Origin of the sequence: Modestobacter italicus, from assembly GCF_000306785.1 — a bacterium.
Taxonomy (GTDB): domain Bacteria; phylum Actinomycetota; class Actinomycetes; order Mycobacteriales; family Geodermatophilaceae; genus Modestobacter; species Modestobacter italicus.
Map to the genome: position 1 here is coordinate 3,249,595 of NC_017955.1, position 25,138 is coordinate 3,274,732.

Consider the following 25,138-nt stretch of genomic DNA (forward strand, 5'->3'; position numbering starts at 1 on the left):
CCAACTGGTTGACAACCGGCGCAGGACGTCACTACCCTCTTCCTCAACCGATTGGTTGACGAGAGAGGAGGTCCGCGTGGCGGCAGACGCGCTGTCCCGGGTGTTCTCGGCCCTGGCCGACCCCACCCGGCGCGACATGGTGGCCAGGCTCGCCGTCGGCGACGCCACCGTGAACGAGCTCGCCGCCCCCTACGAGGTGAGCCTGCAGGCGGTGTCCAAGCACCTCAAGGTGCTCGAGGACGCCGGCCTGGTCAGCCGCAGCCGGGAGGCCCAGCGCCGTCCGGTGCACCTGGAAGCGCAGGTCTTCGACCTGATGACGAAGTGGATCGAGCGCTACCGGCGCGAGGCCGAGGAGCGCTACCGCCGCCTGGACGACGTGCTGGCCGCGATGCCGGACGACGTCGACCCCACCCCTGCTCGGAAGGAAGGCACCCCGTCATGAGCACCACCAGCACCCACGAGACCGAGATCGTCGCCGACCCGCGGGTCCCGCTCGTCCGGATCACCCGCGAGTTCGACGCCCCCAAGGAGAAGGTCTTCCGCGCGCACACCGACCCGGAGCTGGTGGTGCAGTGGCAGGGCCCGCGCGGGACCGAGGCCCGGATCGACCACTACGACTGCCGCACCGGGGGCTCCTACCGCTACGTGCACGTCCACGAGGGCCAGGAGTACGGCTTCCACGGCAGCTTCCACGAGGTGCGCCCGGCCGAGCTGATCGTCCAGACGTTCACCTTCGAGGGCTTCCCGGACGGCGTCGCCCTGGAGCGGCTGGAGCTGGAGGACCTGCCCGGCGGCCGCAGCCGGCTCACCGCCACCTCGCTGGTCGACTCCTTCGAGGGGCGGGACGCCTTCCTGGCCAGCGGCATGGACTCGGGCGTCCGCGAGGGCTACGAGCGCCTCGACGCCCTGCTCGCCGGCTGACGGCCCGGGCCGGCGGCCCCGGCCGCTCGGGCCGGGACCGCCGGGCTCAGCTGCCCTGGGTCACGTAGGCGCTGAGCAGCAGCACGAACGCGCTGGCCGCGATGAGCAGCCGGGCCGGGGTGAGGCCGTTGAGCAGCCCGGCGATCACCCCGGCACCCGCGGCGCGGGCCTCGGCCGCCTGGGCCCCGCGCCGCATGATCCGCACCTCGTCGGCCAGCAGCGTGCCCCCAGCACCGAGCAGCGACAGGCCGAGCACGACGAAGACCAGGGCCAGCCGCTGGTCGAAGCTCTCCACGGCCGGGGCGAGCAGCAGCACCACCACGATCCCGAGCAGCAGCCCGACCGCCGCGCCGGCGACCGGTGCCCACGGGCCCATCCGGATCATCGGGTCCCGCCGCGGCAGCCGCGGGAGCCGCGGCTGGGGACGCCCGCCGACCGGGGCCGTCGGGTGCGGCGCCGCACCGGGCTCGGCGTCGGGCCCGGGTGCCGGGGCCGCCTCCGGCGTCGCGGCGGCCGTCGGCTCACCGACCGGCTGGGGCTCCGGGTCCGGGTTCGGGCCTGGTGCCCCAGCCGCCGCCGGTGCCGGGGTGGCCGGCGGGGCCTCCGTCCGCTGCCCGGGCACGACGGCGGTGGCGCCCGCCGGCGCCGCTCCGGTCTCCGTCGCACGGGCACCCCGCGGGTCGACCCAGCCGGGGGTCAGCACGTCCTGCTCGTCGCTCATCTGTCCGATCACCTCGCCGGAGAAGCTAGGCGGGAGCTCCGACGATCCCGGGGAGGCGGCCGGGTGTGGCGGACGGTGCGGCCCGCGCCCCGGCGCGGGCCTCACCGTCCGTGCCGTGCCGGGACCGCAGCGTCAGAGCAGCCGGCGGCTGCCCTCGGCGACCACCCGCAGCCAGCGGTGGCCGTACCCCTCCAGCGCGAGCTCGACCGACCCGTCGTCGGCCAGCGCCGCGCTGCCCACGGTCAGCAGGTCCTCCAGCCGGTGGGTGCTGCCGCAGCCGGCCAGCACCAGCGGCACGGTGCGCGGCTCGGGCCCGAGGTTGTGCAGCGCGACCAGCGCCCCGTCGTCCCAGGAGCTCAGCGAGGCGAGCACCTCCGGGTGCGGCTGGCCGAGCACCTCGTACTCACCCCAGCCCAGCTCCGGGCACTCCCGGTAGCGCCGGATGAGCAGCTTCATGAACGACAGCAGCGAGTCCGGGTCGCGCCGCTGGTCGGCGACGTTGACGAACTCCGGGGCGAAGCCGCCCTCGACCACCGGCCCGGGCAGCTTGCCGGGCGCGGCCGAGGAGAAGCCGCCGTTGCGGCCGGCGGTCCACTGCATCGGCGTCCGGACGGCGAGCCGGCCCTCGGCGGCGAGGTTCTCCCCCATCCCGATCTCCTCGCCGTAGAACAGCACCGGCGTGCCGGGCAGGGAGAACATCAGGCTGTAGACCATCCGGATGCGGCGCGGGTCGCCGGCCAGCATCGGCGGCAGCCGGCGGGTGAGGCCGCGGTCGTAGACCTGCATGTCCGGGTCCGGGCCGAAGGCGCCGAACACCTCGGCGCGCTCGTCGTCGGAGAGCTTGTCCAGGGTGAGCTCGTCGTGGTTGCGCACGAACGTCCCCCACTGGTTGTCCGGGGAGGTCGCCGGCCGGGCGGTCAGCGCGTCGACCAGCGGGGCGACGTCGGCCCGTGCCAGCGACAGGTACATCGCCTGCATGGCGATGAAGTCGAACTGCATGGTCAGCTCGTCGCCGTCGGTGCCGCCGAAGAACTCCGCCTGCTGGTCGTGCGGCAGGTTCACCTCACCGAGCAGCACGCCGTCGCCGGAGCGGCGGTCGACCAGCGAGCGCAGCGCCCGCAGGTACTCGTGCGGGTCGGGGAACCGCTCCGCCTCGGCCGGGTCGATGCCCTCGGTCTCCAGCAGGAAGGGGACGGCGTCCACCCGGAAGCCGTCCAGGCCCAGCTGCAGCCAGAAGCCGATGACCTTGGCGATCTCGTCGCGGACCCGCGGGTTCGCCACGTTCAGGTCGGGCTGGGTCTTGTAGAACTTGTGCAGGTACCACTCCCCCGTCTTCTCCTCCAGCTCCCAGATGCTGTCCTCCTTGTCCGGGAAGACCACCTGGGCCGAGGTGTCCGGCGGCGGGTCGGACCGCCACACGTAGAAGTCGCGGAACGGGTCGTCCTTCGACCGCCGGGCCGCCTGGAACCACGGGTGCTTGTCGCTGGTGTGGTTGACCACCAGGTCGACGATGACCCGCATGCCGCGGTCCTTCGCCGTCCGGATGACCTCGACCAGGTCACCGTGCGTGCCCAGCCGCGGGTCGACGCCGTAGAAGTCGGTGATGTCGTAGCCGTCGTCCCGCTCGGTGGTCGGGTAGAAGGGCATCAGCCACAGGCAGGTGACGCCCAGGTCGGCCAGGTGCTCGATGCGCTGGGCGAGGCCGGCGAAGTCGCCGATGCCGTCGCCGTTCCAGTCCATGTAGGTCTCGACGTCCAGGCAGTAGACGACGGCGTTCTTCCACCACAGGTCGGCGGTGTCGGTGATCCGCATGGTGCTCCTCTTCTCGGAACGGTCGGGATCAGGGCAGGACGGCGGGCTGCGGCGTCTGCTCGGGACGGCGGGGCTCCGGCGGGCCGGGCGGGTCGATGGCGACCGCGGGCGCGGGCGCGGTGACGTCGAGCTGGGGCAGCACGTGCTCGCCGAAGGCGTCCAGGAACGCGGTCTGCTCCTTGGGCACGTGGTGCAGGTAGACCTGGTCGAAGCCGAGCTCGACGTACTCCTGGATCCACGCGGCGTGCTGGCCCAGGTCGCTGGAGATGCGCACCGCGTCGTGCATGTCCTCGGGGCGGACGTGCGTGCTGGCCTGGTCGAAGGCCCGGGTGGTGTCCAGGTCCCAGCACAGCGGCGGCGGGAAGACGTTGCTGCGCCACTGGTCGTGCGCCAGGGCCAGCGCCCGGTCGGGGTCGGGGTCCCAGGAGACGTGCACCTGGATGGTCAGCGAGCCCTGGCCGCCGGCGTCCCGGTAGGCGGCGATCACCTCGCGCAGGGTGTCGTACGGCTGGTTGATGGTGACCAGGCCGTCGGCCCACTCGGCGTGCCGGGCGGCGGTCCTCGCGCTGACCGCCGGGGCGATGAGCGCGGGCTGCTGCTCGGGCAGCGTCCAGATCCGGGCCCGGTCGACGGTCACCAGGCCCTCGTGGCTGACCTCCTCACCGGCCAGCAGCGCCCGGATGACGTCGACGCACTCGCGCAGCCGGGCGTCGCGCAGCTCCTTGTTCGGCCAGACGTGCCCGGTGACGTGCTCGTTCATCGCCTCGCCCGACCCCAGCGCGACCCAGAAGCGGCCCGGGAACATCGACCCCAGCGTGGCGATCGCCTGGGCGATGATCACCGGGTGGTACCGCTGGCCGGGGGCGTTGACCGCACCGAAGGGCAGGTCAGTGGTGGCCAGCGCCGCGCCCAGCCAGGACCAGGCGAAACCGGAGTGGCCCTGCCGCTCGTTCCAGGGCTCGAGGTGGTCCGAGCACATCGCTGCGGTGAACCCGACCTGCTCTGCGTGCTGCACCGCGCGGAGCAGGTCGGCGGGGTGCACCTGCTCGTGGGAGTTGTGGAAGCCGATCACCGTCATGGCGCATGCCTACCGAGGATCACGATCAGCTGCAGGACGGATGACCCGCGCAACGATCACGTCGCCCGGCTCCGCAGCAGCTCCCGGGTGCGCTCGTCGGCCGGGAAGAACGACTCGACCGCCAGCTCGGACAGCGTGACGTCGTGCGGGTCGCCGAAGCTGGTCACCGTGGTGTGCAGGGCCAGCTCGCCGTCCGGCGAGGCCAGCTGGACGGTCATCAGCAGCTCGTTGCCCGGCGGGCGGGCGGCCAGCGCCTCGACGACCCCCGGGTAGCCGCGCACCTCGGCCAGCAGCCGGGTGAGCCGGCGGTCGCCGGTCAGCCGCTCGAGCCGGGTCAGCCGGTGCACCAGGTGGGCGGTCCAGCCGGCCCGGTCCCGGATCCGCGGCGCCAGCCCGCCGGGGTGCAGCCCGAGCCGGTAGACGTTCACCGGCGGCCCCAGCAACGCCGGGTCGGCGCCCTCGAGCAGCGGGCCGACGGCCCGGTTGGTGAGCACCACGTCGCCGTACCGGTCGAACACGACCGCCGGGTAGGGCTCGTGCCCGGCCAGCAGGTGGGCCAGGGACTCCCGCACCGCGGCGGCCTGCTCGCCCTCCAGCGCGGTCTCGGAGTAGGCCGGGGCGTAGCCGGCGGCCAGCAGCAGCGCGTTGCGCTCGCGCAGCGGGACCTCGAGCTGCTCGGCGAGCGCGAGCAGCAGCCCGCTGCTGGGCCGGGCGCGGCCGGTCTCCACGAAGCTCAGGTGCCGGGCCGAGACCCCGGCGTCCAGGGCCAGGTCCAGCTGGCTGCGCCGGCGCTGCTGGCGCCAGTGCCGCAGCAGGTCACCGGCCCCGCGGGACGTCGTCCGGCTGCTGGTCACGGCGCGACGGTAGGGCAGCCGAGGTGCCCGGCACGACTACCTGGCAGGTAATCGACGCGACGACCTCGGCTGCCCACGCTGGTCCCCGACGGCCCGGGGAGCGGGTCGCACCACCGAGGAGAGGACGCACCGTGACCGACTTCGACACCCTGGCCCACCGCTACATCGCGGCCTGGAACGAGACCGACGCCGACGCCCGCAGCGCGGCGGTGGCCGCCCTGTACGCCGAGGACGCCCGCTACACCGACCCGATGGTCGACGCGGAGGGCCGTGAGGCGATCGCGGCGACCATCGGCGCCGTGCAGCAGCAGTTCCCCGGCTTCGTCTTCCGGCTGGCCGGACCGGTCGACGCCCACCACGACCAGGCCCGGTTCAGCTGGGAGCTCGGGCCGGCCGGGGCCCCCGAGGCACCGATCGTCGGGTTCGACGTCGCCGTCCGCGACGCCGACGGCCGGCTGCGCAGCGTGCTCGGCTTCCTCGACCGGGTGCCAACCGCCTGACCCGTCCCGACCACGGGCCGGGCGCCGTCTCCGCGTCTGGAGGCCGGCCCGGCCCGTGGTCCCCACCTGCGACCGATGATCCTGGCGTCGTCGCAGGGTCCTGTCCTCGTCACCCCTTGCGAGAGGAACGCCGTACGCCCGGTCGTGCTGTACCAGCTGTTGTCGGTGGACGGGGTCGCGGAGGAGCCCGGCGACTGGGTCCTCGACGTCGACGAGGAGGTGTTCGCCCACCTGGGCCGGGTCATCGCGCGGCAGGACGACGTCCTGCTCGGGCGCGGGACCTACGACTACTGGGCCGGGTACTGGCCCACCTCGGACGTCGAGCCGTTCGCCGCCTTCATCAACGGCACCCCCAAGCACGTGCTGACCTCCACCCCGCTGACCCAGCCGTGGTCGAACAGCACCGCCGTGCACGACCCGGCCGTCGGGTACGTGACCGCGCTCAAGCAGCGACCGGGCGGGGACATCGGCGTCCACGGCAGCACCACCCTCGCCCGCGCGCTGCTGGCCGCCGGCCTGGTCGACGAGCTGCAGCTGGTGGTGGCCCCGACGATCGCCGGGTCGGGGCGGCGGCTGTTCGAGGCCGGCGACCTGCGCCGGCTCGACCTGCGCGACGTCGCCCGGACCCCGACCGGCATCCTGCTGCTGCACTACGGCGTGCCCGCACCCCGCGACTGACGTCGACCGAGATCACCTCGGGTCGGGCGTCGTCTCCCGTCGCGCGAGGCACCGCTGCACCCGAGGTGATCACGCGACCGGCCGCCGCTACCGTGGCCCGGACCGTCAGCGGAGGTGGCATGGCCGGGCAGGGCACCCGTTCCCGCACCGATCGAGCGGCCCCGGGCCCGCGCCCCGGGCGGCTGCCGGCGCTGGCGGACGCGGTCGCCGTCCACCTGGGCCGGTTCCTGGTCATGGTCGTGGTGCTGGAGGTGGCCGGCGCCCTCGGCGTCCGGGGGTGGTACCTCGGGCTGACCGCCAACGTGGCGGTCACCGGCTACGCGGTCGTGCTCGTCACCCGCCGCCGGCTGTGGCGGGCGATCGGGGCGACCACGGCCTGGCGGTCCTGGGCCGCCGCGCTGACGGCCGTGCCGCTGCTGGCCGAGGCGCTCTCCTGGGCGCTGCCGGCGGGTCTGCGGGACCGCGCGCCCGGCGTCGGGCTGTGGGCGCTCACCCTGCTGCTGGTCGGCGTGAACGAGGAGCTGACCAGCCGCGGCGTCGTCCTCTCCGGGCTGCTGACCCGCTACCGGCCGACCGTCGCGGTGGCGCTGACCGCAGCGCTGTTCGGCCTGCAGCACCTGTCCGCGCTGGCGCTGACCGACCGGCAGCTGGGTGACGTGCTGGGCAACGTCGGCCTCTCCGCGGTCGCCGGCTTCGCCTGGGCGGCCTGGCAGTGGCGCTTCCGGTGGATCCCCGTCCTGGTCGTCGTCCACGCCGTCGCCGACCTGGTCACCCTGCTGGCCGCCGAGCCGCTGCCGGACGCCGCGATCGCCGCAGCGCACGTGGGCCTGCTGCTCTTCGGCGTCGCGCTGCTGGCCTGGCCGCGGCGCGAGGTGGGACCGCCCGGCCTGCGGCTGGCCTAGCCTGGGACGCCCGTCAGCGGAGGCGACATGGCCGGACGACGCAGCTACCCCCACGGCGTGACCTGCTGGATCGACAGCGAGCAGCCCGACCTCGAGGCGGCGGCGGGCTTCTACCGCGGGCTCTTCGGCTGGACGCTCACCGACGTCGTACCGCCGGACGCCCCCGGCTCCTACCTGATCGCGACCCTCGACGGGCAGGACGTCGCCGCGCTCGGGCCGGCGACCGGCAGCACCGCCACCTGGAACACCTACGTCGCGGTGGACGACGCCGACACCACGGCCGCCGCCGTCGCGGCGGCCGGCGGGTCGGTCCTGACGCCGCCGGCCGACGCCGGACCCGGCGGCCGGGCGGCCGCGTGCGCCGACCCGCAGGGCGCGGAGTTCGCGCTGTGGCAGGCCCGCCGGCGGCTCGGTGCGCAGCTGACCAACGCCCCGGGCACCTGGAACTTCTCCGACCTGCACACCCCGGACCGCGACGCGGCGATGGCCTTCTACGCACCGCTGTTCGGCTGGCTGGCCGTCGACATGGCGCAGGGCGCCGGGACGATGCTGCAGGTGCCGGGGTACGGCGACCACCTGGCCGCCACGGTGGACCCCGGGATCCACGAGCGGCAGGCCGCGGCGCCGCCCGGCTTCGCGGACGTGATCGGCAGCCTGGTGGTGGCCCCCGACGAGCCGGCGCACTGGCACGTCACGTTCACCGTCGCCGACCGGGACGACAGCGTCACGACCGCCGAGCGGCTCGGCGCGACCGTGCTGCGGTCGGCCGACGAGCTGTGGACCCGCAACGCGCTGCTGCGCGACCCGCAGGGTGCCGAGTTCACGGTCAGCCAGTTCACCCCGCCGGACGGCGACTGGTGATCACCCGGGCCGATCGCCCGCCCGGGCGAGGGCGACCGCCTCGGCGACCCCGGCGGCGTACGCGGCCGGCTGCTCCCAGGCCGCGAAGTGCCCGCCGGAGGGGAGGTCGTGCCAGGCGTGCACGGCGAACACCCGCTCGGCGAACTCGCGGGGCGCGTTGACCAGGTCGCGCGGGCCCACGGTGAACACCGCGGGGGCGACCGGCCGCCCGGCCGGGACCGAGCTCTGCGCGTAGGGGGTGAACGACGTGCCGATCGTGCCGGTCACCCAGTAGGCGGTGATCCAGGTGAGCAGCTCGTCGCGGGAGAACACCCTGGTCACGTCGCCGCCGTTGTCGGTCCACGAGGTGTACTTCTCCAGCAGCCAGGCGGCGAGGCCGGCCGGGGAGTCGCCCAGGCCGACGGCGAGGGTGCGCGGCTTCGTCGACTGCTCGTGCATGTACCCGCCCTCGGTCGCCTGCCAGTGCCGGCCGTGCGCGACGTACGCCGTCTCGGTCGCCGACAGGTCGTCGGGGAGCGCGTCGAGGAAGTGGTACTGCGAGACGTCGGTGAGGTGCAGCGCGGACACCGCCTCCGGGTGCGCGGCGGCCAGCGCCTCGGCGACGTCGCACCCGACGTCCCCGGCGGAGAGGACGTACCGGTCGACGCCGAGCGCGGCCATGCCGTCGGCGACCACCTCGGCGATCTGCGCCGAGGCCAGCCCGCCTGTCGGCACCGGGGCGGCGAACGGGAAGCCGGGCAGCGCCGGGACGACGACGTGGTGCGCACCCAGCAGCGGCAGCAGCCGCTCGAAGCGCAGCACCGAGTCCGGCCAGCCGTGCAGCAGCACGACCGTCGTGGCCCGCGGGTCCGCCGACCGCTGGTGCACCAGCCGCAGCGGGCCGCGCGCGGTGTCCACGACCTCCCACGGGAGCGCCCGCACCCGGTCCTCGTGCACCCGCCAGTCGTAGCCGTCGGCCCTACGCGAGCAGGTCGGCCAGCAGCGCCGGGTCGACCCCGTGCGCGGGGCCCAGCGTCGACGCCGTGGGGACGGCGCGGTGCCGGCGCACCCGGTCCCGCAGGTCGTCGAGGACGTCGGACGGGACGGCGGCGGGCGCTCCGGTGACCACGGCCAGCATCATGACCTCGACCGCCCGGGCCGGTCGAGCCCCCGACAACCGGCCGTGCCACCGGGTCAGACGGGTTGCAGCTCCGCGACGACGGCGGCCGGGGCGGGCTCGTGGCCCAGCGGACGGCGGGTGAACCGGCCGGTGCCGTGGGACACCGACCGCAGCGCACCGGCGTAGCTCAGCAGCTCCCGTTCCGGCACCTCGGCCAGCACGGTCGTGGCGTCGCGGTCGGGCTGGGCGACGCTGCCGGTGACCCGGGCCCGCCGGCCGGCGAGGTCGCTGAGCACCGGCCCGACGTGCTCGGCCGGCACGGTCACCTCCACCGCGCACCACGGTTCCAGCACCGTCGTCCCGGCCGCCTGGGCGAGCTCCCGGAGCCCGAGCGCCCCGGCCGCCTGGAACGCGGCGTCGGAGGAGTCGACCGAGTGCGCCTTGCCGTCGACCAGGGTCACGGCGACGTCGACCAGCGGCCGGTTGCCGCTCACGCCCCGGGCCGCCTGCGCGCGCACGCCCTTCTCCACGCTGCCGTGGTACGCCGTCGGCACCGCTCCCCCGACCACCCGCTGGGCGAAGGTGATGCCCGATCCCGGGGGCCCGGGTTCGGCCTCCAGCACGACGACGGCGTACTGCCCGTGCCCGCCGGACTGCTTCACGTGCCGCGCGGTCACCGTGGCCGGGCCGGCCAGCGTCTCCACCATCGGGACCAGCACCGGCGGGGTCTGCAGGCTCACCCCGTACCGGGTGCGCAGCCGGTCCAGCAGCACCTCGGCGTGCGCGTCGCCGACGGTCCACAGCAGCAGCTGCCCGGTGTCGGCCCGCCGCTCCACCCGGACCGACGGGTCCTCGGTGGCGAGCCGGGTCAGCGCGCCGGCCAGCCGGTCCTCGTCGCTGCGGGACGCCGCCGCGACCGCGACCGGCTGCTGCGGGTCCGGCAGCGGCCACGGCGTGACCAGCAGCGGCCGGACCGGGTCGGACAGCGTGTCCCCGGTCTCGGCGCTGCCGAGCCGGGCGACCGCGCAGACGTCGCCGGCCGGGCACTCGGCCACCGGCCGCAGCGTGCTGCCCAGCACGCAGGAGATCGTGCCCACCCGTTCGTCGGCGTCGTGGTCGGGGTGGTTCTCCCCCCACCCGTGGAGGGTGCCGTGGCCGCAGACGTGCACCGCGGCGTCCGGGCGCAGCGTGCCGGAGAAGACCCGCACCAGCGAGATCCGGCCCAGGTAGGGGTCGGTCGTCGTCTTGACCACCTCGGCCACCAGCGGACCGGCGGGGTCGCAGCCGACCACGCCGGCCGGGGCGCCGTCGGGGCGGGAGACGGCGGGGCAGGGCCGCTCCAGCGGTGACGGGAAGGCGCTGACCAGCAGGTCGAGCAGCTCGCGCACGCCCACGCCGGACAGCGGGGCGGTGCACAGCACCGGGTGGAAGGCGCCGCGGGCGACCGCCGTCTCCAGGTCGGGCACCAGGTCGGCGACGGCGAGCGGTTCCCCGGCGAGGTAGCGGTCCATCAGCGACTCGTCCTCGCTCTCGGCGATCACCGCCTCGACCAGCTCGGCGCGCAGCCGGGCGGCCTCGGCGTCGCCCTGGTCCGGTTCGAGCAGCGACGTGAGCCGGCCACCCGCCGGGTCGAGGACGTGCAGCGGGTGCACGCCGAGGCCGAGCTGCTCCTGGCAGGCGCGGACGACGGCCGGGACGTCGGCCCGGGCCCGGTCGAGCTGGGTGACCACGACCGCGCGGGGCAGCCCCACCGCGGCGCACTCGTCCCACAGCTGCACGGTCGCGGCGTCGACGCCGCTGACCGCGGAGACGACGAAGAGCGCGGCGTCGGCTGCGCGCAGGGCAGCGCGCAGCTCCCCCACGAAGTCCGGCGCACCGGGGGTGTCGAGCAGGGTGATCCGGTGGTCGGCGTGCTCGACGGTCGCCGCGTGCAGGGTGACCGAGTGCTGCAGCCGGACCTCGACCTCGTCGGTGTCCAGGCAGGTGGTGCCGTCCTCGACCCGGCCGGCCCGGGTCAGCGCCCCCGTCGCCACCACGAGGGCCTCCGCCAGGGTGGTCTTGCCGGCCCCCGGGCGGCCGACGAGCACGACGTTGCGCACCCGTTCCGGCGCCCGGGGCGCGGGCGCCCCGGAGGCCTCCTTGCTGCTGTCCTTGTTGCCGTGTGCCGCCACGCGGACCTCCGGTGAGACGTCGTTGTCCCCGTGGGTCCAGCCTGGCCCCGCTCCGCTCCGCGGACAAGGGCTGACCAGACTGAGCTCGTGCTGCCGCCGACCGGGACCCCGGGGACCGACCTCCCGGTCCGCTCGGTGCTGCCCGCCCTCGACGCCGCCCTGACCGCCGCGGGTGCCGCGGTGCTCGTCGCCCCACCGGGCACCGGCAAGACCACGCTGGTGCCGCTCGCACTGGCCGGCCGGGTGCCCGGCACCGTGCTCGTCGCCGAGCCGCGCCGGGTGGCGGCCCGGGCCGCGGCCCGGCGGATGGCCGCGCTGCTCGGCGAGCCGGTCGGGGCGTCGGTGGGCTACAGCGTCCGCGGCGACAGCCGGCGCAGCGCGGCGACCCGGGTGGAGGTGGTCACCACCGGGTTGCTGGTCCGCCGGCTGCAGGCCGACCCCGAGCTGCCCGGCGTCGGGGCCGTCGTGCTCGACGAGTGCCACGAGCGGCAGCTGGACACCGACCTCGCGCTGGCCTTCACCCTCGACGTGCGGGCGGCGCTGCGCCCCGAGCTGGCGCTGCTGGCCATGTCGGCGACGGCGCAGGCCGGCCGGCTCGCCGCGCTGATGGGGGACGCGCCCGTGCTGGAGGCGACCGGCGCGCTGCACGACGTCGAGCCGGTGTGGTGCCCGCCCAGCCCGCCGGTCGCCCCGCCGCTGGGCACCCGGGTCGACCCGCGGCTGCTGACGGCGGTGGCCGGCACGGTCCGCCGGGCGCTGGCGGAGACCGCCGGCGACGTGCTGGTCTTCCTGCCGGGCGCGGCGGAGATCGGCCGGGTCGCCGGGCTGCTGGCCGGGGTGGACGCCGACGTCCGGCCGCTGCACGGCCGGCTGCCCGCGGCGGACCAGGACGCCGCGCTCACCCCGGGGCCGCGCCGCCGTGTCGTCCTGTCGACCGACGTCGCCGAGACCAGCCTGACCGTCCCCGGCGTGCGCACGGTGGTCGACGCGGGCCTGGCCCGGGTGCCGCGGTTCGACGTCGCCCGGGGCATGGGCGCGCTGGCCACCGTGCGGGTGTCCCGGGCCGCGGCCGTGCAGCGCGCCGGCCGCGCCGGCCGGGAGGCGCCGGGCCGGGTGTACCGGCTCTGGTCGGCCGCCGAGCACGACCGGCTGCCGGCCGCGGCGGAGCCCGAGATCGCCGCCGCCGACCTCACCGGCCTGGCGCTGGAGCTGGCCTGCTGGGGCGCGCCCGACGGCGCCGGCCTGGCGCTGCCCGACCCACCCCCCGCCGCGGCGTTCGACGTGGCCCGGGCGACCCTGCGCGAGCTCGGCGCGGTCGACGCCGCCGGCCGGGTGACCGCGCGCGGCCGGTCGCTGACCGCGGTCGGCGCGCACCCACGGCTGGCCCGCGCGCTGCTCGACGGCGCCCCGCTGGTCGGCCGGCGACGGGCGGCGGAGGTGGTGGCGCTGCTGTCGGCCGACGTCCCGGCCCGCTCCGACGACCTGGTGGCCGGCTGGCGGGAGCTGCGCCGCAACCGGGAACCCCGCTGGCGCGACGAGGTCGACCGGCTCGGCCGCGCCGCACCTCCCGCGCCCGACACCGACCTGACCGACGACGTCGCCGCCGGGCTGGTGGTCGGCCTGGCCCACCCGGAGTGGCTGGCCCGCCGCCGGCCGGGAGCGGAGCGGACCTACCTGCTGGCCGCCGGCACCGGCGCGGAGCTGGCGCCGGGCACCGCGCTGAACGGTGCGGAGTGGCTGGCCGTCGCCGCCGCGGACCGCTCCCCCGGGCGGCGCGACGCCCGAGTGCGGACGGCGGTGGCCGTCGACCGGGCGACCGCGCTGGAGGCCGGCGCGGCCGCGCACACCGACGCCGCGGAGGTCGTGTGGCGGGACGGCGACGTGGCCGCCGCGCGGGTGGAGCGGCTGGGCGCGATCGTGCTCCGCGAACGGCCGCTGACCGACCCGGACCCGGCGGCGGTGGCCGCCGCGGTCGCCGCGGGCCTGCGCGCCGAGGGGCTGGACCTGCTCCGCTGGACGTCGGCCGCGACCGGCCTCCGGCAGCGGCTGGCCGCCGCGCACGCCGGGCTCGGGCCCCCGTGGCCACCGGTGGACAACGAGGCGCTGCGGGCCGCGTTCGCCGAGAGCCCGGCGGTCACCGCGGCGCGCAGCCGCCGGGACCTGGCCCGGGTCGACGTCGTCGCCGCGCTGCGCGCGCTGCTGCCGTGGCAGCTGGCCGGCCGGCTCGAGGAGCTGGTGCCCGAGCGGGTCGAGGTGCCGACCGGGTCGCGGGTCCGGGTCGACTACGCCGACCCCGCGGTGCCCACGCTGTCGGTGCGGGTGCAGGAGGTGTTCGGCTGGGCCGCCGCGCCGGTGGTCGCCGGCCGGCCGCTGCGGCTGCAGCTGCTGTCCCCCGCCGGCCGGGTGGTCGCCACCACCGCCGACCTGGCCGGCTTCTGGTCGACCGGCTGGCCCGCCGTCCGCAGCGAGCTCCGCGGCCGGTACCCGCGGCACCCCTGGCCCGAGGACCCGGCGAGCGCGGCGGCGACCCGCCGGGCGAAACCCCGCGGGACCTGACCGGCAGCGTCGATGTGTACGCTCGTACACATGTGTGCGGACGGCGGTCGACCGGCCCGCCGGCACGACCCCGACCGGCACGACCGGATCGTCGAGGCGGCTCTCGGCGTCATCGCCGAGCACGGGGTCGCCGGGACGACGCACCGGCTGATCGCCGCCGCCGCGGACGTGCCGCTGGGCTCGCTCACCTACCACTTCACCGGCCTGGGCGACCTGCGCGCGCAGGCCTTCGCGCGGCACGCCGAGCGGATGGTGGTGCGGTACGAGGCGCACTTCGCCGCGGTGCGCACCACCGAGGACGTCGTCGACGCGGTCACCGCGCTGGTGCACGCCGACGCGGACGCCGACGACCGCGACTGGGCGGTGGCCTACGAGCTCTACCTCGCGGCGATGCGCGACCCGACGCTGCGCACGGTCACCGAGTCGTGGATGCGCCGCAGCCGCAGCGTCCTGGAGCGCTTCGTCGACCCGGTCACCGCCCGCGGCGTCGACGCGCTCATCGAGGGCCTGGTGATGCACAAGGTGCTCTCCACCGGACCGGTCTCCCGGGAGCAGACCCGGGAGATCATCGCCCGGGCCGTCCGCCCCACCCACCCCGACAGCAGCGAGGACGAGGACACCGCATGACGGCCACCGACGCACGCCCGGCACCCAGCGGGAGCCAGGTGCAGGCGGCCATCCGGGCCACCTACGCCGCGTTCATCGGCGCGGGCTTCACCTTCGCCAGCTGGGCCTCGCGGATCCCGCAGGTGCGCACCCACCTCGACCTCGGCCCCTCCGAGCTCGGGCTGGTGCTGCTGGCCATCGCCGCCGGGTCGGTGGTCGCGCTGCCGGCGTCCGGGCCGCTCATCGCCCGCTTCGGCTCGCGCCGCACGGTCACCTCGATGGCCGTGCTGCTGGCCGTCGCGGTGGCGCTGGTCGCGGCCGGTTCCCAGGTCGGCGTGCTGCTGCTGGTCGTCGGGCTGTTCCTCATGGGCATGGCCAACGGCGCCTGGGACGTCGCGATGAACGTGCAGGCCGCGGTGGTCGAGCGGCTGCTGGGCCGGGCCGTGATGTCCCGCTTCCACGCCGGGTTCAGCCTCGGCACGGTGGTCGGCGCCGGGGTGGGCGCGGCGATGGTCGCCCTGGACGTGTCGGTGCTGGTCCACCTGCTCGCCGTCGCCGTGCTGGTCGGCGTCACGGTGCCGCTGGCGGTGCGCCGCTTCGTGCCGGACGTGCACGACGACGGCGCCGACGCCGCGCCGGCTCCCCGGGACAGCGCGCTGCGGGCCTGGCGGGAGCCCCGGACCCTGCTGATCGGCGTGTTCGTGCTGGCCTTCGCCTTCGCCGAGGGCGCGGCCAACGACTGGATCAGCGTCGCGCTCATCGACGGGCACGGCACCTCGGCCGTGGTCGGCACGCTGGGCTACGCGGTCTTCCTGGTGGCGATGACGGCGGTCCGCTGGGCCGGCCCGCCGCTGCTGGCGCGCTGGGGCCGGGTGCCGATGGTCCGGGTGCTCGCGGTGCTGAGCGTCGTCGGGCTGCTGCTGTTCGTCTTCGGCGGGCACCCCGCGGTCGCCTTCGCCGGCGCGCTGCTGTGGGGGGCCGGCGCCTCGCTGGGCTTCCCGGTCGGGATGAGCGCGGCGGCCGACGACCCGGCCCGCTCGGCCGGCCGGGTCAGCGTCGTCGCCTCGATCGGCTACTGCGCCTTCCTCGGCGGCCCGCCGCTGATCGGGCTCCTGGGGCAGTCCGTGGGCGTGCTGCAGGCGCTGACCGTGGTCGCCGTGCTGATGGCCGTCGCGACCGCCATCGCCGGCGCGCTGCGCCCCCCGCCGGGGTTCACCGAGCAGGGGGTGTGAGGCGCTCCGCAGCCGCCCCACCCGGCGAACCGGACCGGGACCGGTGAGGATCGACCCGTGACGAGCACCGCGCCGCAGCAGCCCACGACCGACGCCTGGGGCATCGACGCCAGCTGGCTCGACGCCCTCGACGAGGAGCACACCGTCGCCGAGGCGACGATCGCCCGGCTGCGGCAGGTCATCGGCACGCCGCCTGAGGACCTCGTCGACCGCGCCCCGATCGTCGCCCGCCCCGGCGACGCCCTCGAGGTCGACGAGGCCGACGTCGAGTGCGAGGACGGGCAGACCCGGCACGTCGACGGCGAGCTGCCCGAGGACTTCCCGCTGGGCTACCACCGGCTGCGCACCCCCGACGGCCGCGAGCGCCGGCTCATCGTCTCCCCCGGCCGGTGCTGGCTGCCCGAGGGCTGGCGGGGCTGGGGCTGGGCGGTGCAGCTGTACGCCACCCGCGGCCGGGGCAGCTGGGGCATCGGCGACCTGGGCGACCTGCGCGCCGTCCGCGAGCTCGCCCAGGAGCAGGGCGCCGGCTTCGTGCTGGTCAACCCGCTGCACGCGGTGGCCCCGACGCCCGGCCAGGAGGCCAGCCCCTACCTGCCGGCCACCCGGCGGTTCCGCAACCCGCTGTACCTGCGGATCGCCGACGTGCCCGGCGCCGACGCGGTCGACGTCGAGGACGACGCCGGGCGGGCGCTCAACGACGGCGAGCTGATCGACCGGGACGCCGTCTGGGCGCTCAAGCGGCGGGTGCTGCAGCGCGTCTTCGACGCCCGGCCGGGCAGCGGCGAGGACGAGCAGGCCTTCCGCGACTGGTGGTGGCACCAGGGCCAGCCGCTGATGGACTGGGCCACCTGGTGCGCGCTGGCCGACCAGCACGGCCCGGACTGGCACACCTGGCCCCGGGAGCTGCAGGACCCGCGCGGTGCCGCCGTCCGCGACTTCGCGGCGGCCCGGGAGCGGGAGGTGGCCTTCCACGCGTGGCTGCAGTGGCAGCTCGACCTCCAGCTGCGGGCGGCCACCGAGGGCATCACCGTCATCCAGGACCTGCCGATCGGCGTCGCCGGCGGCGGGGCCGACGCCTGGGCCTGGCAGGACGTGCTCGCCCCGGGGGTGAGCGTCGGCGCCCCGCCGGACGCCTTCAACAGCCAGGGCCAGGACTGGGGCTCCCCGCCGCTGGTCCCCTGGCAGCTGCAGGCGGCGGACTACGAGCCGTTCGTCCAGTCGATCCGGGCGACCATGGCCGGCGCCGGCGGGCTGCGGGTGGACCACGTGATGGGACTGTTCCGGCTCTGGTGGGTGCCCTCGGAGGGCAGCGCGGCCGACGGCGCCTACGTCCGCTACCCCTACGAGGACCTGCTCGACATCGTCGCGCTGGAGAGCCACCGGGCGCAGGCGATCGTCGTCGGCGAGGACCTCGGCACCGTCGAGGCCGGCGTCCGCGAGGCGATGGCCGAGCACGGGATCCTGTCCTACAAGCTGCTCTGGTTCGAGGACGACGAGCCGGCGCACTGGCCCGCCGAGGCGATGGCCGCGGTGACCACCCACGACCTGCCGACCATCCCGGGGCTGTGGACCGGGTCCGACCTCGCCGAGCAGCGCCACCACGGGCTGGGCACCGACGAGGAGCTCGAGCGCGGGCGCGCCTCGCTGCTCGAGCACCTGGGGAAGGTGCCGAAGAAGGCGACGCCGGCCAAGGCCGTGACGGCGGCCTACAAGCGGCTGGCCGGCGCCCCGTGCACGCTGCTGTCGGCCACCCTGGACGACGCGCTCGCCGAGGAGCGCCGGCCGAACATGCCCGGCGCGGCCGACCGGCCCAACTGGTGCCTCCCGCTGCCGGTGCCGACCGAGGAGCTGGCCACCCACCCCGGCGTGCAGTCCGTCGCGCAGGTGCTGGCGAACGGACTGCAGCCGGGGAAGAAGCGGACCGCCAAGACCAAGGGGAGGTCCTGACCCGCCGGGCGGTCAGCCCTGGAGGAACGCCAGCAGGTCGGCGTTGATGGTGGCGGCCTCCGTCGTCGGCATGCCGTGCGGGAAGCCGGCGTAGGTCTTCAGGGTGCCGTTGGGCAGCAGCTCGGCCGACAGCGGCCCGGAGTCGGCGTAGGGCACGACCTGGTCGTCGTCGCCGTGCATGACCAGCACCGGCACCGTGATCTTCTTCAGGTCGTCGGTGAAGTCGGTCTGGGAGAAGGCGACCACGCCGTCGTAGTGGGCCTTGGCGCCGCCCATCATCCCCTGCCGCCACCAGTTCGCGATGATCGCCTCGACCGGCTCCCGCCCGGGCCGGTTGAACCCGTAGAACGCGGTGGAGGGCAGGTCGCGGTAGAAGGCCGAGCGGTTGGTGGCCACCTGCTCCTGGATGCCGTCGAAGACGCTCTTGGGCAGCCCGCCCGGGTTGGTGTCGGTCTGCACCATGATCGGCGGCACCGCGCTGAGCAGCGCGGCCTTGGCGACGCGGTCCTGGCCGTGCCGGGCGATGTAGTGCACGACCTCGCCGCCGCCGGTCGAGTGGCCGACGTGCACGGCGTCGCGCAGGTCGAGGTGGGCGGTGAGCGCGGCCAGGTCGTCGGCGTAGTGGTCCATGTCGTGGCCGTCGGAGACCTGGGTGGAGCGGCCGTGACCCCGCCGGTCGTGGGCGATCACCCGGTAGCCGTGCTGCAGGAAGAACATCAGCTGGGCGTCCCAGTCGTCGGAGGACAGCGGCCAGCCGTGGCTGAAGACGATCGGCTGGCCGGTCCCCCAGTCCTTGTAGAAGATCTCGACGCCGTCGGGGGTGGTGACGAAGGGCACGGTGGGTTCTCCTCTGCGGGTGGGGGCACAGCGGCGGTGCCGCTGTCCCGGACGCTAGGTGCGGCCGCTGAACGCCGGGTGGACCCTGCGTGACGGGCTCCGGACCCTGGCTGCCGACTCACCCGGGGCCGGCGCGGGACCGGTGGGAGCCTTTACACCGGTCAGCCGAGCGCCCAGGATCGGCCTGTCAGGGCAGCGTCGCCGAGCACCCAGCCAGGGAGCGCCCGTGGTCACCCTCGTCGACACCGACCAGCTCCCCCCGGCCGAGCGCCGGCCCGCCCAGGTCGTCGCCCGGCTCGAGGAGGCCATGGTGTCCCGGGTCCGGTTCGCCGACCCCGCGGCCGCCGCACGCGCGCGGCTGGACGCCTGGGACGTCGGCGGGGTCGCGGTGCTCCGGGCCGACCTGACCGGGGACCCGGTGCTCGCCCGGTCGGGGCGGTCGGCCCGCGAGGACGTCGCGCCGGCGGTCTCCTTCGCCGTCCAGGAGGTCGGCGTCGGCATGCACGAGCAGTTCGGCGCGCAGCGGACGGTGCCGCGCGGCGGCCTGGTGCTCACCGAGGTCGCCGCGCCCTACGCCCACCGCTGGGTCGGTCACGGGGTGTGCCGCGCCCTGCAGCTGCCGGTGAGCCGGCTCGGCCTGCCCGTCGACGACGTCCGCCGGGCCCTGCCGCTGGCGCACCGCAGCCCGCTCTACGGGCTGGTCCGCGCCCACCTCACCGAGGTCACCCGGGACGCCGGGCAGCTGGCCGGGGAGCCCCTGGTGCACGCGCTGGCCTCCCCCACCGTCCACCTCGCCCGGGCGCTGCTCGCCTCGGTCGCCGGGCCGGCGCCCTCGGTGGCGGACGTGGCCGCCGAGACGCTGCTGACCCGGGTGCGCAGCTACGTCCGCCAGCACCTCACCGACCCGGGCCTGGACGCCGAGCAGGTCGCTGCGGCGCACGCCGTGTCGGTGCGCCAGCTCTACCGGGTGTGCGCCGCGGCGCAGCTGAGCCTGGAGCAGTGGATCATCGCCCAGCGGCTGGAGTGCGCGCGGGCCGAGCTGGCCGCCCCGCGCAGCCGGGACCGCTCGATCGCGGTGGTCGCCCGCCGCTGGGGGTTCACCGACCCGTCCTACTTCAGCCGCCGGTTCCGGGCGACCTTCGGGCTCACCCCCAGCGAGTGGCGGCAGGTCGGGGCCGGCGCGCCGGTGCTCCCCCGGCCGCGCACCGAGGTCGACCTCACCCGGCCCTCTCCGCCCGCTGGCGGCTGACCGGCCGCACGGGTCGAACAGGTGTTCGACGACCGTGAGAGCATCGTGCGGTGGCGGGTGGGATGAACCGGGGGCAGCACGGCGGGTCGCTGGCCGACCGCGCCGCCCGCTCCGGCGTCCCCGCGGCTGCCCCTCCGCCCGGGACGCCACCCCCGGTCCGCCGGCCGGCCGGCGAGGGCCACGGCCGGCACTGCTGGGTACACGACCCGCCGGACGCGCCGGGCACCTGGCCGGGGCTGCTGGTCGAGTGGCGGCAGCGGGAGGACGGCTGGCACGGCCGGGTGGCCTACACCGTCGTCGGGGACCACGGCCCGGTGCTGGTGGAGGCGTGGCTCCCGGCCGAGCAGCTCAAGCAGGGCTGACCGGGGAGCGCGGTTTGCGCAGGCACCCCCGCGGGATACCCGGGAGGGCAGGACGCCCGGACCAGCCGGGCCGGCAGAGCGGAGGACGAGGATGACCAGCCCGCACGACGAACCGACGCTCGACGACGTGATCCTGCCGGAGGAGCCGGTGACCCGGGACCGCACCCAGCACGGCAAGGACCCGCACCCCTCCGACGAGGTGCTCGAGCACCGCACCGAGCTCGAGCGGCAGGCCGTGCAGTCCGACGACGCCGACCCGGCCGGCGCCTACGAGCACGACGCGACCGAGGCCTGAGCGTCGGCCCTGGGGCGCCGCTGCTCAGCGGCGCTCCAGGGAGCGCGTCCGGCCCAGCACCAGGCTGAGCAGCAGCGCGGCCAGGGTCGAGCCCCCGGCGAGCACGACCACCCCGGACCACCCGGCGTCGGACCACGCGCGGCCGGCCAGCGTGCCGCCGACCGACGAGCCGACGTAATACCAGAACGAGTACAGCGACGAGGCCTGCCCGACGGCCCGGCCGCCGAGCTGGGCGCGCGCCGCCACCCAGCCGCTGGCCACGCCGTGCGCGGCGAAGAAGCCGGTGGTGAGCACGCACAGCCCGAGCACCACGCACCACAGCGGTGCGGGCAGCGTCAGCGCGATGCCGGCCGCCATCAGCCCGATCGCCAGGGGCACGACCAGCCGGCGGCCGAAGCGCTCCGCCAGCGCGCCGGCGGTCGGTGAGCTCGCCGACCCCAGCAGGTAGGCCAGGAACACCAGCCCGGCCAGCGCCGGGGAGAGCGCGTACGGCGCCGCCTCCAGGCGGAAGGTGCCCGCGTTGTAGACCGCGACGAACCCGCCCATCAGCAGCGCGGCGACGCCGTACAGCGCCAGCAGCGCCGGGTCGGTGAACGCCGCGCCCAGCTGCCGCAGCAGCGGCCCCTGCCGGGTCACCGGGACGAACCGGCGGGAGGGCGGCAGCAGCAGCCGGACGGCGACCGCGCAGCCGACCGCGAGGACCGCGGCACCGCCGAGGGCCGTCCGCCAGCCGCCCAGCTCGGTGAGGAAGCCGCTGAGCAGCCGGCCGGTCAGCCCGCCGAGCGCCGTCCCGCTCACGTACAGCCCGATCGCCCGCGAGCTGACCCCCGGGTGCAGCTCCTCCCGGAGGTAGGCGACCGCGACCGCCGGCAGGCCGGCCAGCGCGAAGCCCTGCAGGCCGCGCAACACCAGCAGCACCCACCAGGACGGGGCCAGCGCGATCAGCACGGCCAGCACCGCGGCGGAGGCGAGGCTGGCCTGCAGGATGCCGGTCCGGCCCCGGCGGTCGGAGACGGGTCCGAGCACCAGCAGCCCGACGGCCAGCGCCGCGGTGCCGATCGAGATGGCCAGCGTCGAGGACGCCGGGGAGACGCCGAACGCGCGGGTCAGCTCGGGCAGCAGCGCCTGGGGCGCGTACAGCGTGGCGAAGACCGCGACGCCGGCCAGGAAGACGGCGACCGCCGCCCGCCGGAACCCGGGTTCACCGACCCGGTGGCCCGCCCACTCCTCGGTCACGCCCTGCAGCGTGCTCCTGTGAGCGGGCACACCGCGCAGCGGTCAGGAGGCCTGCTCGGTGACCAGGTCGCGGGTGGTCTGCTCCAGCGCCTCCCGGGCCACCGCGACGTCGTCGAAGGGCAGCGGGGCGCCGTCGTCGGTCATCGTCGTCTCGTGCCCGCGGCCGACGACCAGCACGACGTCCCGCGGGCCGGCGGCGAGCACGGCGCCGGTGATGGCAGCCCGCCGGTCCAGCTCGGTCCGCACGGTCGCGTCGCCGCCGGCCAGCCCCACCCGCAGCTCCTCGACGATGGCCTCCGGTCGCTCCCCGTGGCTGCCCTCGTTGGTCAGCCACACCTCGTCGGCGGCGCGGGCCGCGACGCCGAGCCCCTGGCGCTTGTACCGGTCCCGCCGGCCCCGCGCGCCGAGCACGAGGCGCACCCGGCCGGCCGGGCCGGCCAGCTCCCGCGCCGTCTGCAGGGCGGCTGCCAGCGCGCCGGGCGTGTGCGCGTAGTCGACCACGACCAGCGGGCCGCCCGGGCTGCGCAGCAGGGTGTTCCGGCCGGCGGGCGGCGCGGTGGCGGCCAGCCCGGCGGCGACGGTGCCCGGGTCCAGGCCCAGCGAGCGGCCGGTGGCCCAGGCGGCGGCGAGGTTGCCCACGTGCACCCGGCCGACCAGCGGCGAGCTGACCCGGTGCCGGCCGTCGGCGTCCTCGACGACCAGGGAGGTGCCCTCCGCGCCGGTGCGCCAGCTGACCACCCGGACGTCGGCGTCCGCGGCGGGGTCGGTGGCGACCCGGGTCACCGGGATGCGGGCCTGGTCGGCGAGGCGCCGGCCCCAGGGCTCGTCGACGACCACGACGGCGCTGTCGGCGCGCTCGGGGCTGAACAGCCGCGCCTTGCTGGCCCAGTACTGCTCGATGGTGCCGTGGTGGTCGAGGTGGTCCTCCTCGAAGCCGGTGAACACCGCGACCTGCACGTGCACGGCGTCCACCCGGCCGACGTCCAGCGCGATCGACGACGCCTCGACCACGGCGCTGGTGGCACCCTCGTCCAGCATCCAGCGCAGCAGGCCGTGCAGCTCGGGCGCCTCCGGCGTGGTCAGCCGGGTGCTGCGCTCCAGGCCGCCGACCCGCGCGCCGAGCGTGGTGACCACCCCCGCGCACTCCCCTGCGGCCGCCAGCACCCCGCGGACCAGCGTGCTCGTCGTCGTCTTGCCGTTGCTGCCGGTGACCCCGACCAGCCGCAGCCGGTCGGCCGGGTCACCGGCGAGCTGGGCGCCGAGCGGACCGAGCGCGGCCCGTACCGAGGGCACCTGCAGCTGCGGCGCTCCCCCGGCCACCGGCCGGTCGACGAGCAGGGCGGCGGCACCGGCGGCCAGCGCCTGCTCGGCGAAGCGGTGCCCGTCGCTGCCCTGCCCGCGCACGCAGGCGAACAGGCAGCCCGGCGTGACCGCCCGCGAGTCGGTGACCAGCCCCTGCAGCACCAGGTCGGGAGGCGCCCCCGAGGACGTGACCGGCCCGGCGGCGACCGCCCGTGCGCGCTGCTCGACCGCCTGCCAGGGCACCTGGGGGAACGCCACGGGAGGAACGGTATGCGGGAACGCGCTGGTCGGCAGCGCGGGATCCGGCCGGGCACAACCGGATGGGTGACGCAGCCGTCGCCCGACCGGGCTGGTTGGCTGGGCCGGTGCCACGACTGGAGCCCGGGGACGTCGCCTGCTGGGTGCTCAAGAGCCGGACGGCGCCGGCGGACATCGACCCCGGCTGGGCACCGGGCGCCGACTCCGCGCTCGACCGCTGCGTCCGCCGCTCGTACCGGCTGGCGCTGATGACGCCGGGCCGGCCCTGCCTGCTGTGGGTCAGCGGCGCGCACCAGCCGGGCGTGCACGCGCTGGGCGAGGTGACCGCCGCCGCGGCCGACGGTGCGGGCGGGCCGGTGGTCGGCGTCCGGCTGACCCGGCTCGCGGAACCGGTGGCCCGCGCCGAGCTGCTCGCCCACCCCGCGGCCCGGGACGCGGAGGTGCTGCGGATGCCGGCCGGCAGCAACCCCTCGTGGCTGTCGGCCGCGCAGTACGCCGCCGTCCTCGACCTGGTCGGCCCGCCCGGGAGCCGCGCGACGCGTCCGTGAGGCGGACACCCCGCCGCCTGCACAGCCGCGGCTGGGACGATGGCTCCCCGTGACAGACAGCCGGTACCGGTGGGGCGGCCTCGCCTGGGTCCTGACCCTGCAGTTCTTCGTCGTCGAGGCGATCGCGGCCGCGCGGTACGGCGGCTACTCGTACTCGGCGGACGTGATCAGCGACCTCGGGACGGCGGACTCCGCGGCACGCCTGCTGATGAACGGCTCGTTCGTGGTGCAGGGCCTGCTGATCGCCGTCGGCGTCCTGCTGCTGGGGCCCGGGCTCGCCGGCAACGGCGGACGGCTGGCCCGGGTGCTGCTCGTGCTCGCCGGCCTCGGCGTGCTGCTCGTGGGGCTGTTCCCCTCCGACGGCGTGACCGCGGTGCACCAGGTCGCCGCCGGCGTGCACCTGGTGGCGGGGTCGATCGGGCTGATCGCGGTGGCCTACGCGGTGCGGCCGCGGTCGGAGGGCATCGGCACCACTCTCGCCGTCCTGGGCCTCGTCGGGGTCATCGCCACCATCTTCTTCGGCTCGGCGGTGTTCCTCGGGCTGGGTGAGGGCGGCATGGAGCGGATCGCCGCCTACGTCATCCCGATCGGGCTGGCGGTGGCCGGGGCCGCCCTGTGGCGGCAGAAGGACGACTGGCTCGCGCTGACCAACCCCGACGGCAGCCCCAGCCGCCGGCAGCTGCGGGAGGACGCCCGGCTCGAGCGCGCCCAGCGGGCGGCCGAGCGGGACGCCGCGCTGGAGGCGGCCGCGCGCCGCGCCGCCGAGCGACCCGCGGCACCGGCCCGCCCCACCCCCACCGAGGACGACGACGACTTCGACCCCGACGACCCCTGGGCGCCCCGCCGCCGCTGACGGGGCCCCGCCGGCGTCAGCGCTGCAGCTCGGCGAGCAGTCCGCGGATGCGGCCCTCGATCTCGTCGCGGATGGGGCGCACGGAGTCCACGCCCTTGCCGGCCGGGTCCGCCAGCTCCCAGTCGAGGTAGCGCTTGCCCGGGAAGACCGGGCAGGCGTCACCGCAGCCCATGGTGATCACGACGTCGGAGACCTGGACGGCGTCGGTGGTGAGCACCTTCGGCCGCTGGTCGGAGATGTCGATGCCGACCTCGGCCATC

General features: G+C 76.3%; 26 protein-coding genes. 15 read left to right on the top strand and 11 right to left on the bottom strand.

The annotated features are described in order from the left end of the window. Positions 1–76: 76 nt before the first annotated feature. Together MODMU_RS15535 and MODMU_RS15540 are read left to right on the top strand one after the other, a co-directional pair. Complete coding sequence (locus MODMU_RS15535; RefSeq protein WP_014741258.1) at positions 77–442, top strand: ArsR/SmtB family transcription factor; 366 nt, start codon at positions 77–79, stop codon at positions 440–442. Next, positions 439–921 (top strand): SRPBCC family protein, encoded by a 483-nt coding sequence (locus MODMU_RS15540; protein WP_014741259.1) that lies wholly within the window; start codon positions 439–441, stop codon positions 919–921. The genes MODMU_RS15535 and MODMU_RS15540 overlap by 4 nt, the downstream gene beginning before the upstream one ends. Before the next feature lie 46 nt (positions 922–967). On the opposite strand, the gene MODMU_RS27150 is transcribed toward MODMU_RS15540, so the two are convergent. The 4 genes from MODMU_RS27150 to MODMU_RS15560 all read right to left on the bottom strand — a co-directional run bounded on the left by MODMU_RS27150 (position 968) and on the right by MODMU_RS15560 (position 5,386). Then, positions 968–1,642, bottom strand: a complete 675-nt coding sequence (locus tag MODMU_RS27150) for a hypothetical protein (RefSeq protein WP_014741260.1) — start codon at positions 1,640–1,642, stop codon at positions 968–970. 132 nt (positions 1,643–1,774) lie between these two features. Beyond that, positions 1,775–3,454, bottom strand: a complete 1,680-nt coding sequence (locus MODMU_RS15550; RefSeq protein ID WP_014741261.1) for an alpha-amylase family protein — start codon at positions 3,452–3,454, stop codon at positions 1,775–1,777. A 28-nt stretch (positions 3,455–3,482) separates the two neighbouring features. After that, positions 3,483–4,532: a TIGR03885 family FMN-dependent LLM class oxidoreductase gene (locus MODMU_RS15555; protein ID WP_014741262.1), complete on the bottom strand. Its 1,050-nt coding sequence runs from the start codon at positions 4,530–4,532 to the stop codon at positions 3,483–3,485. Between the two features lie 56 nt (positions 4,533–4,588). After that, positions 4,589–5,386 (bottom strand): helix-turn-helix domain-containing protein, encoded by a 798-nt coding sequence (locus tag MODMU_RS15560; RefSeq protein ID WP_014741263.1) that lies wholly within the window; start codon positions 5,384–5,386, stop codon positions 4,589–4,591. A 131-nt stretch (positions 5,387–5,517) separates the two neighbouring features. Between MODMU_RS15560 and MODMU_RS15565 the strand changes: the two genes are divergently transcribed. The 4 genes from MODMU_RS15565 (at position 5,518) to MODMU_RS15580 (ending at position 8,327) form a co-directional block, all read left to right on the top strand. Then, complete coding sequence (locus MODMU_RS15565) at positions 5,518–5,886, top strand: nuclear transport factor 2 family protein (protein WP_014741264.1); 369 nt, start codon at positions 5,518–5,520, stop codon at positions 5,884–5,886. Between the two features lie 144 nt (positions 5,887–6,030). Continuing rightward, positions 6,031–6,564, top strand: a complete 534-nt coding sequence (locus MODMU_RS15570) for a dihydrofolate reductase family protein (RefSeq protein WP_041795338.1) — start codon at positions 6,031–6,033, stop codon at positions 6,562–6,564. A gap of 119 nt (positions 6,565–6,683) precedes the next feature. Continuing rightward, positions 6,684–7,466 (top strand): CPBP family intramembrane glutamic endopeptidase, encoded by a 783-nt coding sequence (locus MODMU_RS15575; protein ID WP_041795339.1) that lies wholly within the window; start codon positions 6,684–6,686, stop codon positions 7,464–7,466. Between the two features lie 27 nt (positions 7,467–7,493). Continuing rightward, positions 7,494–8,327, top strand: coding sequence for a VOC family protein (locus MODMU_RS15580; RefSeq protein WP_014741267.1), 834 nt, complete (start codon positions 7,494–7,496; stop codon positions 8,325–8,327). On the opposite strand, the gene MODMU_RS15585 is transcribed toward MODMU_RS15580, so the two are convergent. From MODMU_RS15585 to MODMU_RS15590, 3 genes are read right to left on the bottom strand one after another with little or no spacing between them, the layout of a single operon-like run. After that, positions 8,328–9,263, bottom strand: a complete 936-nt coding sequence (locus tag MODMU_RS15585; protein WP_014741268.1) for an alpha/beta fold hydrolase — start codon at positions 9,261–9,263, stop codon at positions 8,328–8,330. A gap of 22 nt (positions 9,264–9,285) precedes the next feature. Further along, a complete protein-coding gene (locus MODMU_RS29140; protein ID WP_014741269.1) occupies positions 9,286–9,447 on the bottom strand; it encodes a hypothetical protein in 162 nt (53 codons plus the stop codon). Positions 9,448–9,500: 53 nt separating this feature from the next. Further along, positions 9,501–11,597, bottom strand: a complete 2,097-nt coding sequence (locus MODMU_RS15590; RefSeq protein ID WP_014741270.1) for an elongation factor G-like protein EF-G2 — start codon at positions 11,595–11,597, stop codon at positions 9,501–9,503. 87 nt (positions 11,598–11,684) lie between these two features. Here MODMU_RS15590 and hrpB point away from each other — a divergent pair, with 87 nt between their 5' ends. Genes hrpB through malQ form a run of 4 tightly spaced genes read left to right on the top strand, consistent with a single transcriptional unit; the run spans position 11,685 to position 17,938 of the window. Then, a complete protein-coding gene (gene hrpB, locus MODMU_RS15595; RefSeq protein WP_014741271.1) occupies positions 11,685–14,153 on the top strand; it encodes an ATP-dependent helicase HrpB in 2,469 nt (822 codons plus the stop codon). Positions 14,154–14,183: 30 nt separating this feature from the next. After that, positions 14,184–14,780: a TetR/AcrR family transcriptional regulator gene (locus tag MODMU_RS15600; RefSeq protein WP_083869794.1), complete on the top strand. Its 597-nt coding sequence runs from the start codon at positions 14,184–14,186 to the stop codon at positions 14,778–14,780. After that, positions 14,777–15,991, top strand: coding sequence for an MFS transporter (locus MODMU_RS15605; RefSeq protein ID WP_014741272.1), 1,215 nt, complete (start codon positions 14,777–14,779; stop codon positions 15,989–15,991). The genes MODMU_RS15600 and MODMU_RS15605 overlap by 4 nt, the downstream gene beginning before the upstream one ends. A gap of 57 nt (positions 15,992–16,048) precedes the next feature. Next, positions 16,049–17,938, top strand: coding sequence for a 4-alpha-glucanotransferase (gene malQ, locus MODMU_RS15610; protein ID WP_014741273.1), 1,890 nt, complete (start codon positions 16,049–16,051; stop codon positions 17,936–17,938). A gap of 12 nt (positions 17,939–17,950) precedes the next feature. Here malQ and MODMU_RS15615 read toward each other — a convergent pair whose 3' ends face one another. Continuing rightward, complete coding sequence (locus MODMU_RS15615) at positions 17,951–18,775, bottom strand: alpha/beta fold hydrolase (RefSeq protein ID WP_014741274.1); 825 nt, start codon at positions 18,773–18,775, stop codon at positions 17,951–17,953. A gap of 226 nt (positions 18,776–19,001) precedes the next feature. Between MODMU_RS15615 and MODMU_RS15620 the strand changes: the two genes are divergently transcribed. From MODMU_RS15620 to MODMU_RS15630, 3 genes are all read left to right on the top strand, one after another. Further along, positions 19,002–20,024 (top strand): helix-turn-helix domain-containing protein, encoded by a 1,023-nt coding sequence (locus MODMU_RS15620; RefSeq protein ID WP_014741275.1) that lies wholly within the window; start codon positions 19,002–19,004, stop codon positions 20,022–20,024. A gap of 50 nt (positions 20,025–20,074) precedes the next feature. Then, positions 20,075–20,386, top strand: coding sequence for a hypothetical protein (locus tag MODMU_RS15625; RefSeq protein ID WP_231851646.1), 312 nt, complete (start codon positions 20,075–20,077; stop codon positions 20,384–20,386). A gap of 91 nt (positions 20,387–20,477) precedes the next feature. After that, positions 20,478–20,681, top strand: a complete 204-nt coding sequence (locus MODMU_RS15630) for a hypothetical protein (RefSeq protein ID WP_014741277.1) — start codon at positions 20,478–20,480, stop codon at positions 20,679–20,681. A gap of 24 nt (positions 20,682–20,705) precedes the next feature. Here MODMU_RS15630 and MODMU_RS15635 read toward each other — a convergent pair whose 3' ends face one another. Together MODMU_RS15635 and MODMU_RS15640 are read right to left on the bottom strand one after the other, a co-directional pair. Then, complete coding sequence (locus tag MODMU_RS15635) at positions 20,706–21,917, bottom strand: MFS transporter (RefSeq protein WP_014741278.1); 1,212 nt, start codon at positions 21,915–21,917, stop codon at positions 20,706–20,708. Positions 21,918–21,959: 42 nt separating this feature from the next. Beyond that, positions 21,960–23,477, bottom strand: a complete 1,518-nt coding sequence (locus MODMU_RS15640) for a Mur ligase family protein (protein WP_014741279.1) — start codon at positions 23,475–23,477, stop codon at positions 21,960–21,962. A gap of 107 nt (positions 23,478–23,584) precedes the next feature. Between MODMU_RS15640 and MODMU_RS15645 the strand changes: the two genes are divergently transcribed. After that, positions 23,585–24,025, top strand: coding sequence for a hypothetical protein (locus tag MODMU_RS15645; RefSeq protein WP_014741280.1), 441 nt, complete (start codon positions 23,585–23,587; stop codon positions 24,023–24,025). A gap of 49 nt (positions 24,026–24,074) precedes the next feature. Next, the gene (locus tag MODMU_RS15650; protein ID WP_014741281.1) at positions 24,075–24,878 is read left to right on the top strand and encodes a DUF998 domain-containing protein; all 804 of its coding nucleotides are present in this window, start codon (positions 24,075–24,077) and stop codon (positions 24,876–24,878) included. Positions 24,879–24,894: 16 nt separating this feature from the next. Here MODMU_RS15650 and MODMU_RS15655 read toward each other — a convergent pair whose 3' ends face one another. Then, positions 24,895–25,137, bottom strand: coding sequence for a low molecular weight phosphatase family protein (locus MODMU_RS15655; protein ID WP_430699154.1), 243 nt, complete (start codon positions 25,135–25,137; stop codon positions 24,895–24,897). Position 25,138 lies beyond the last annotated feature (1 nt).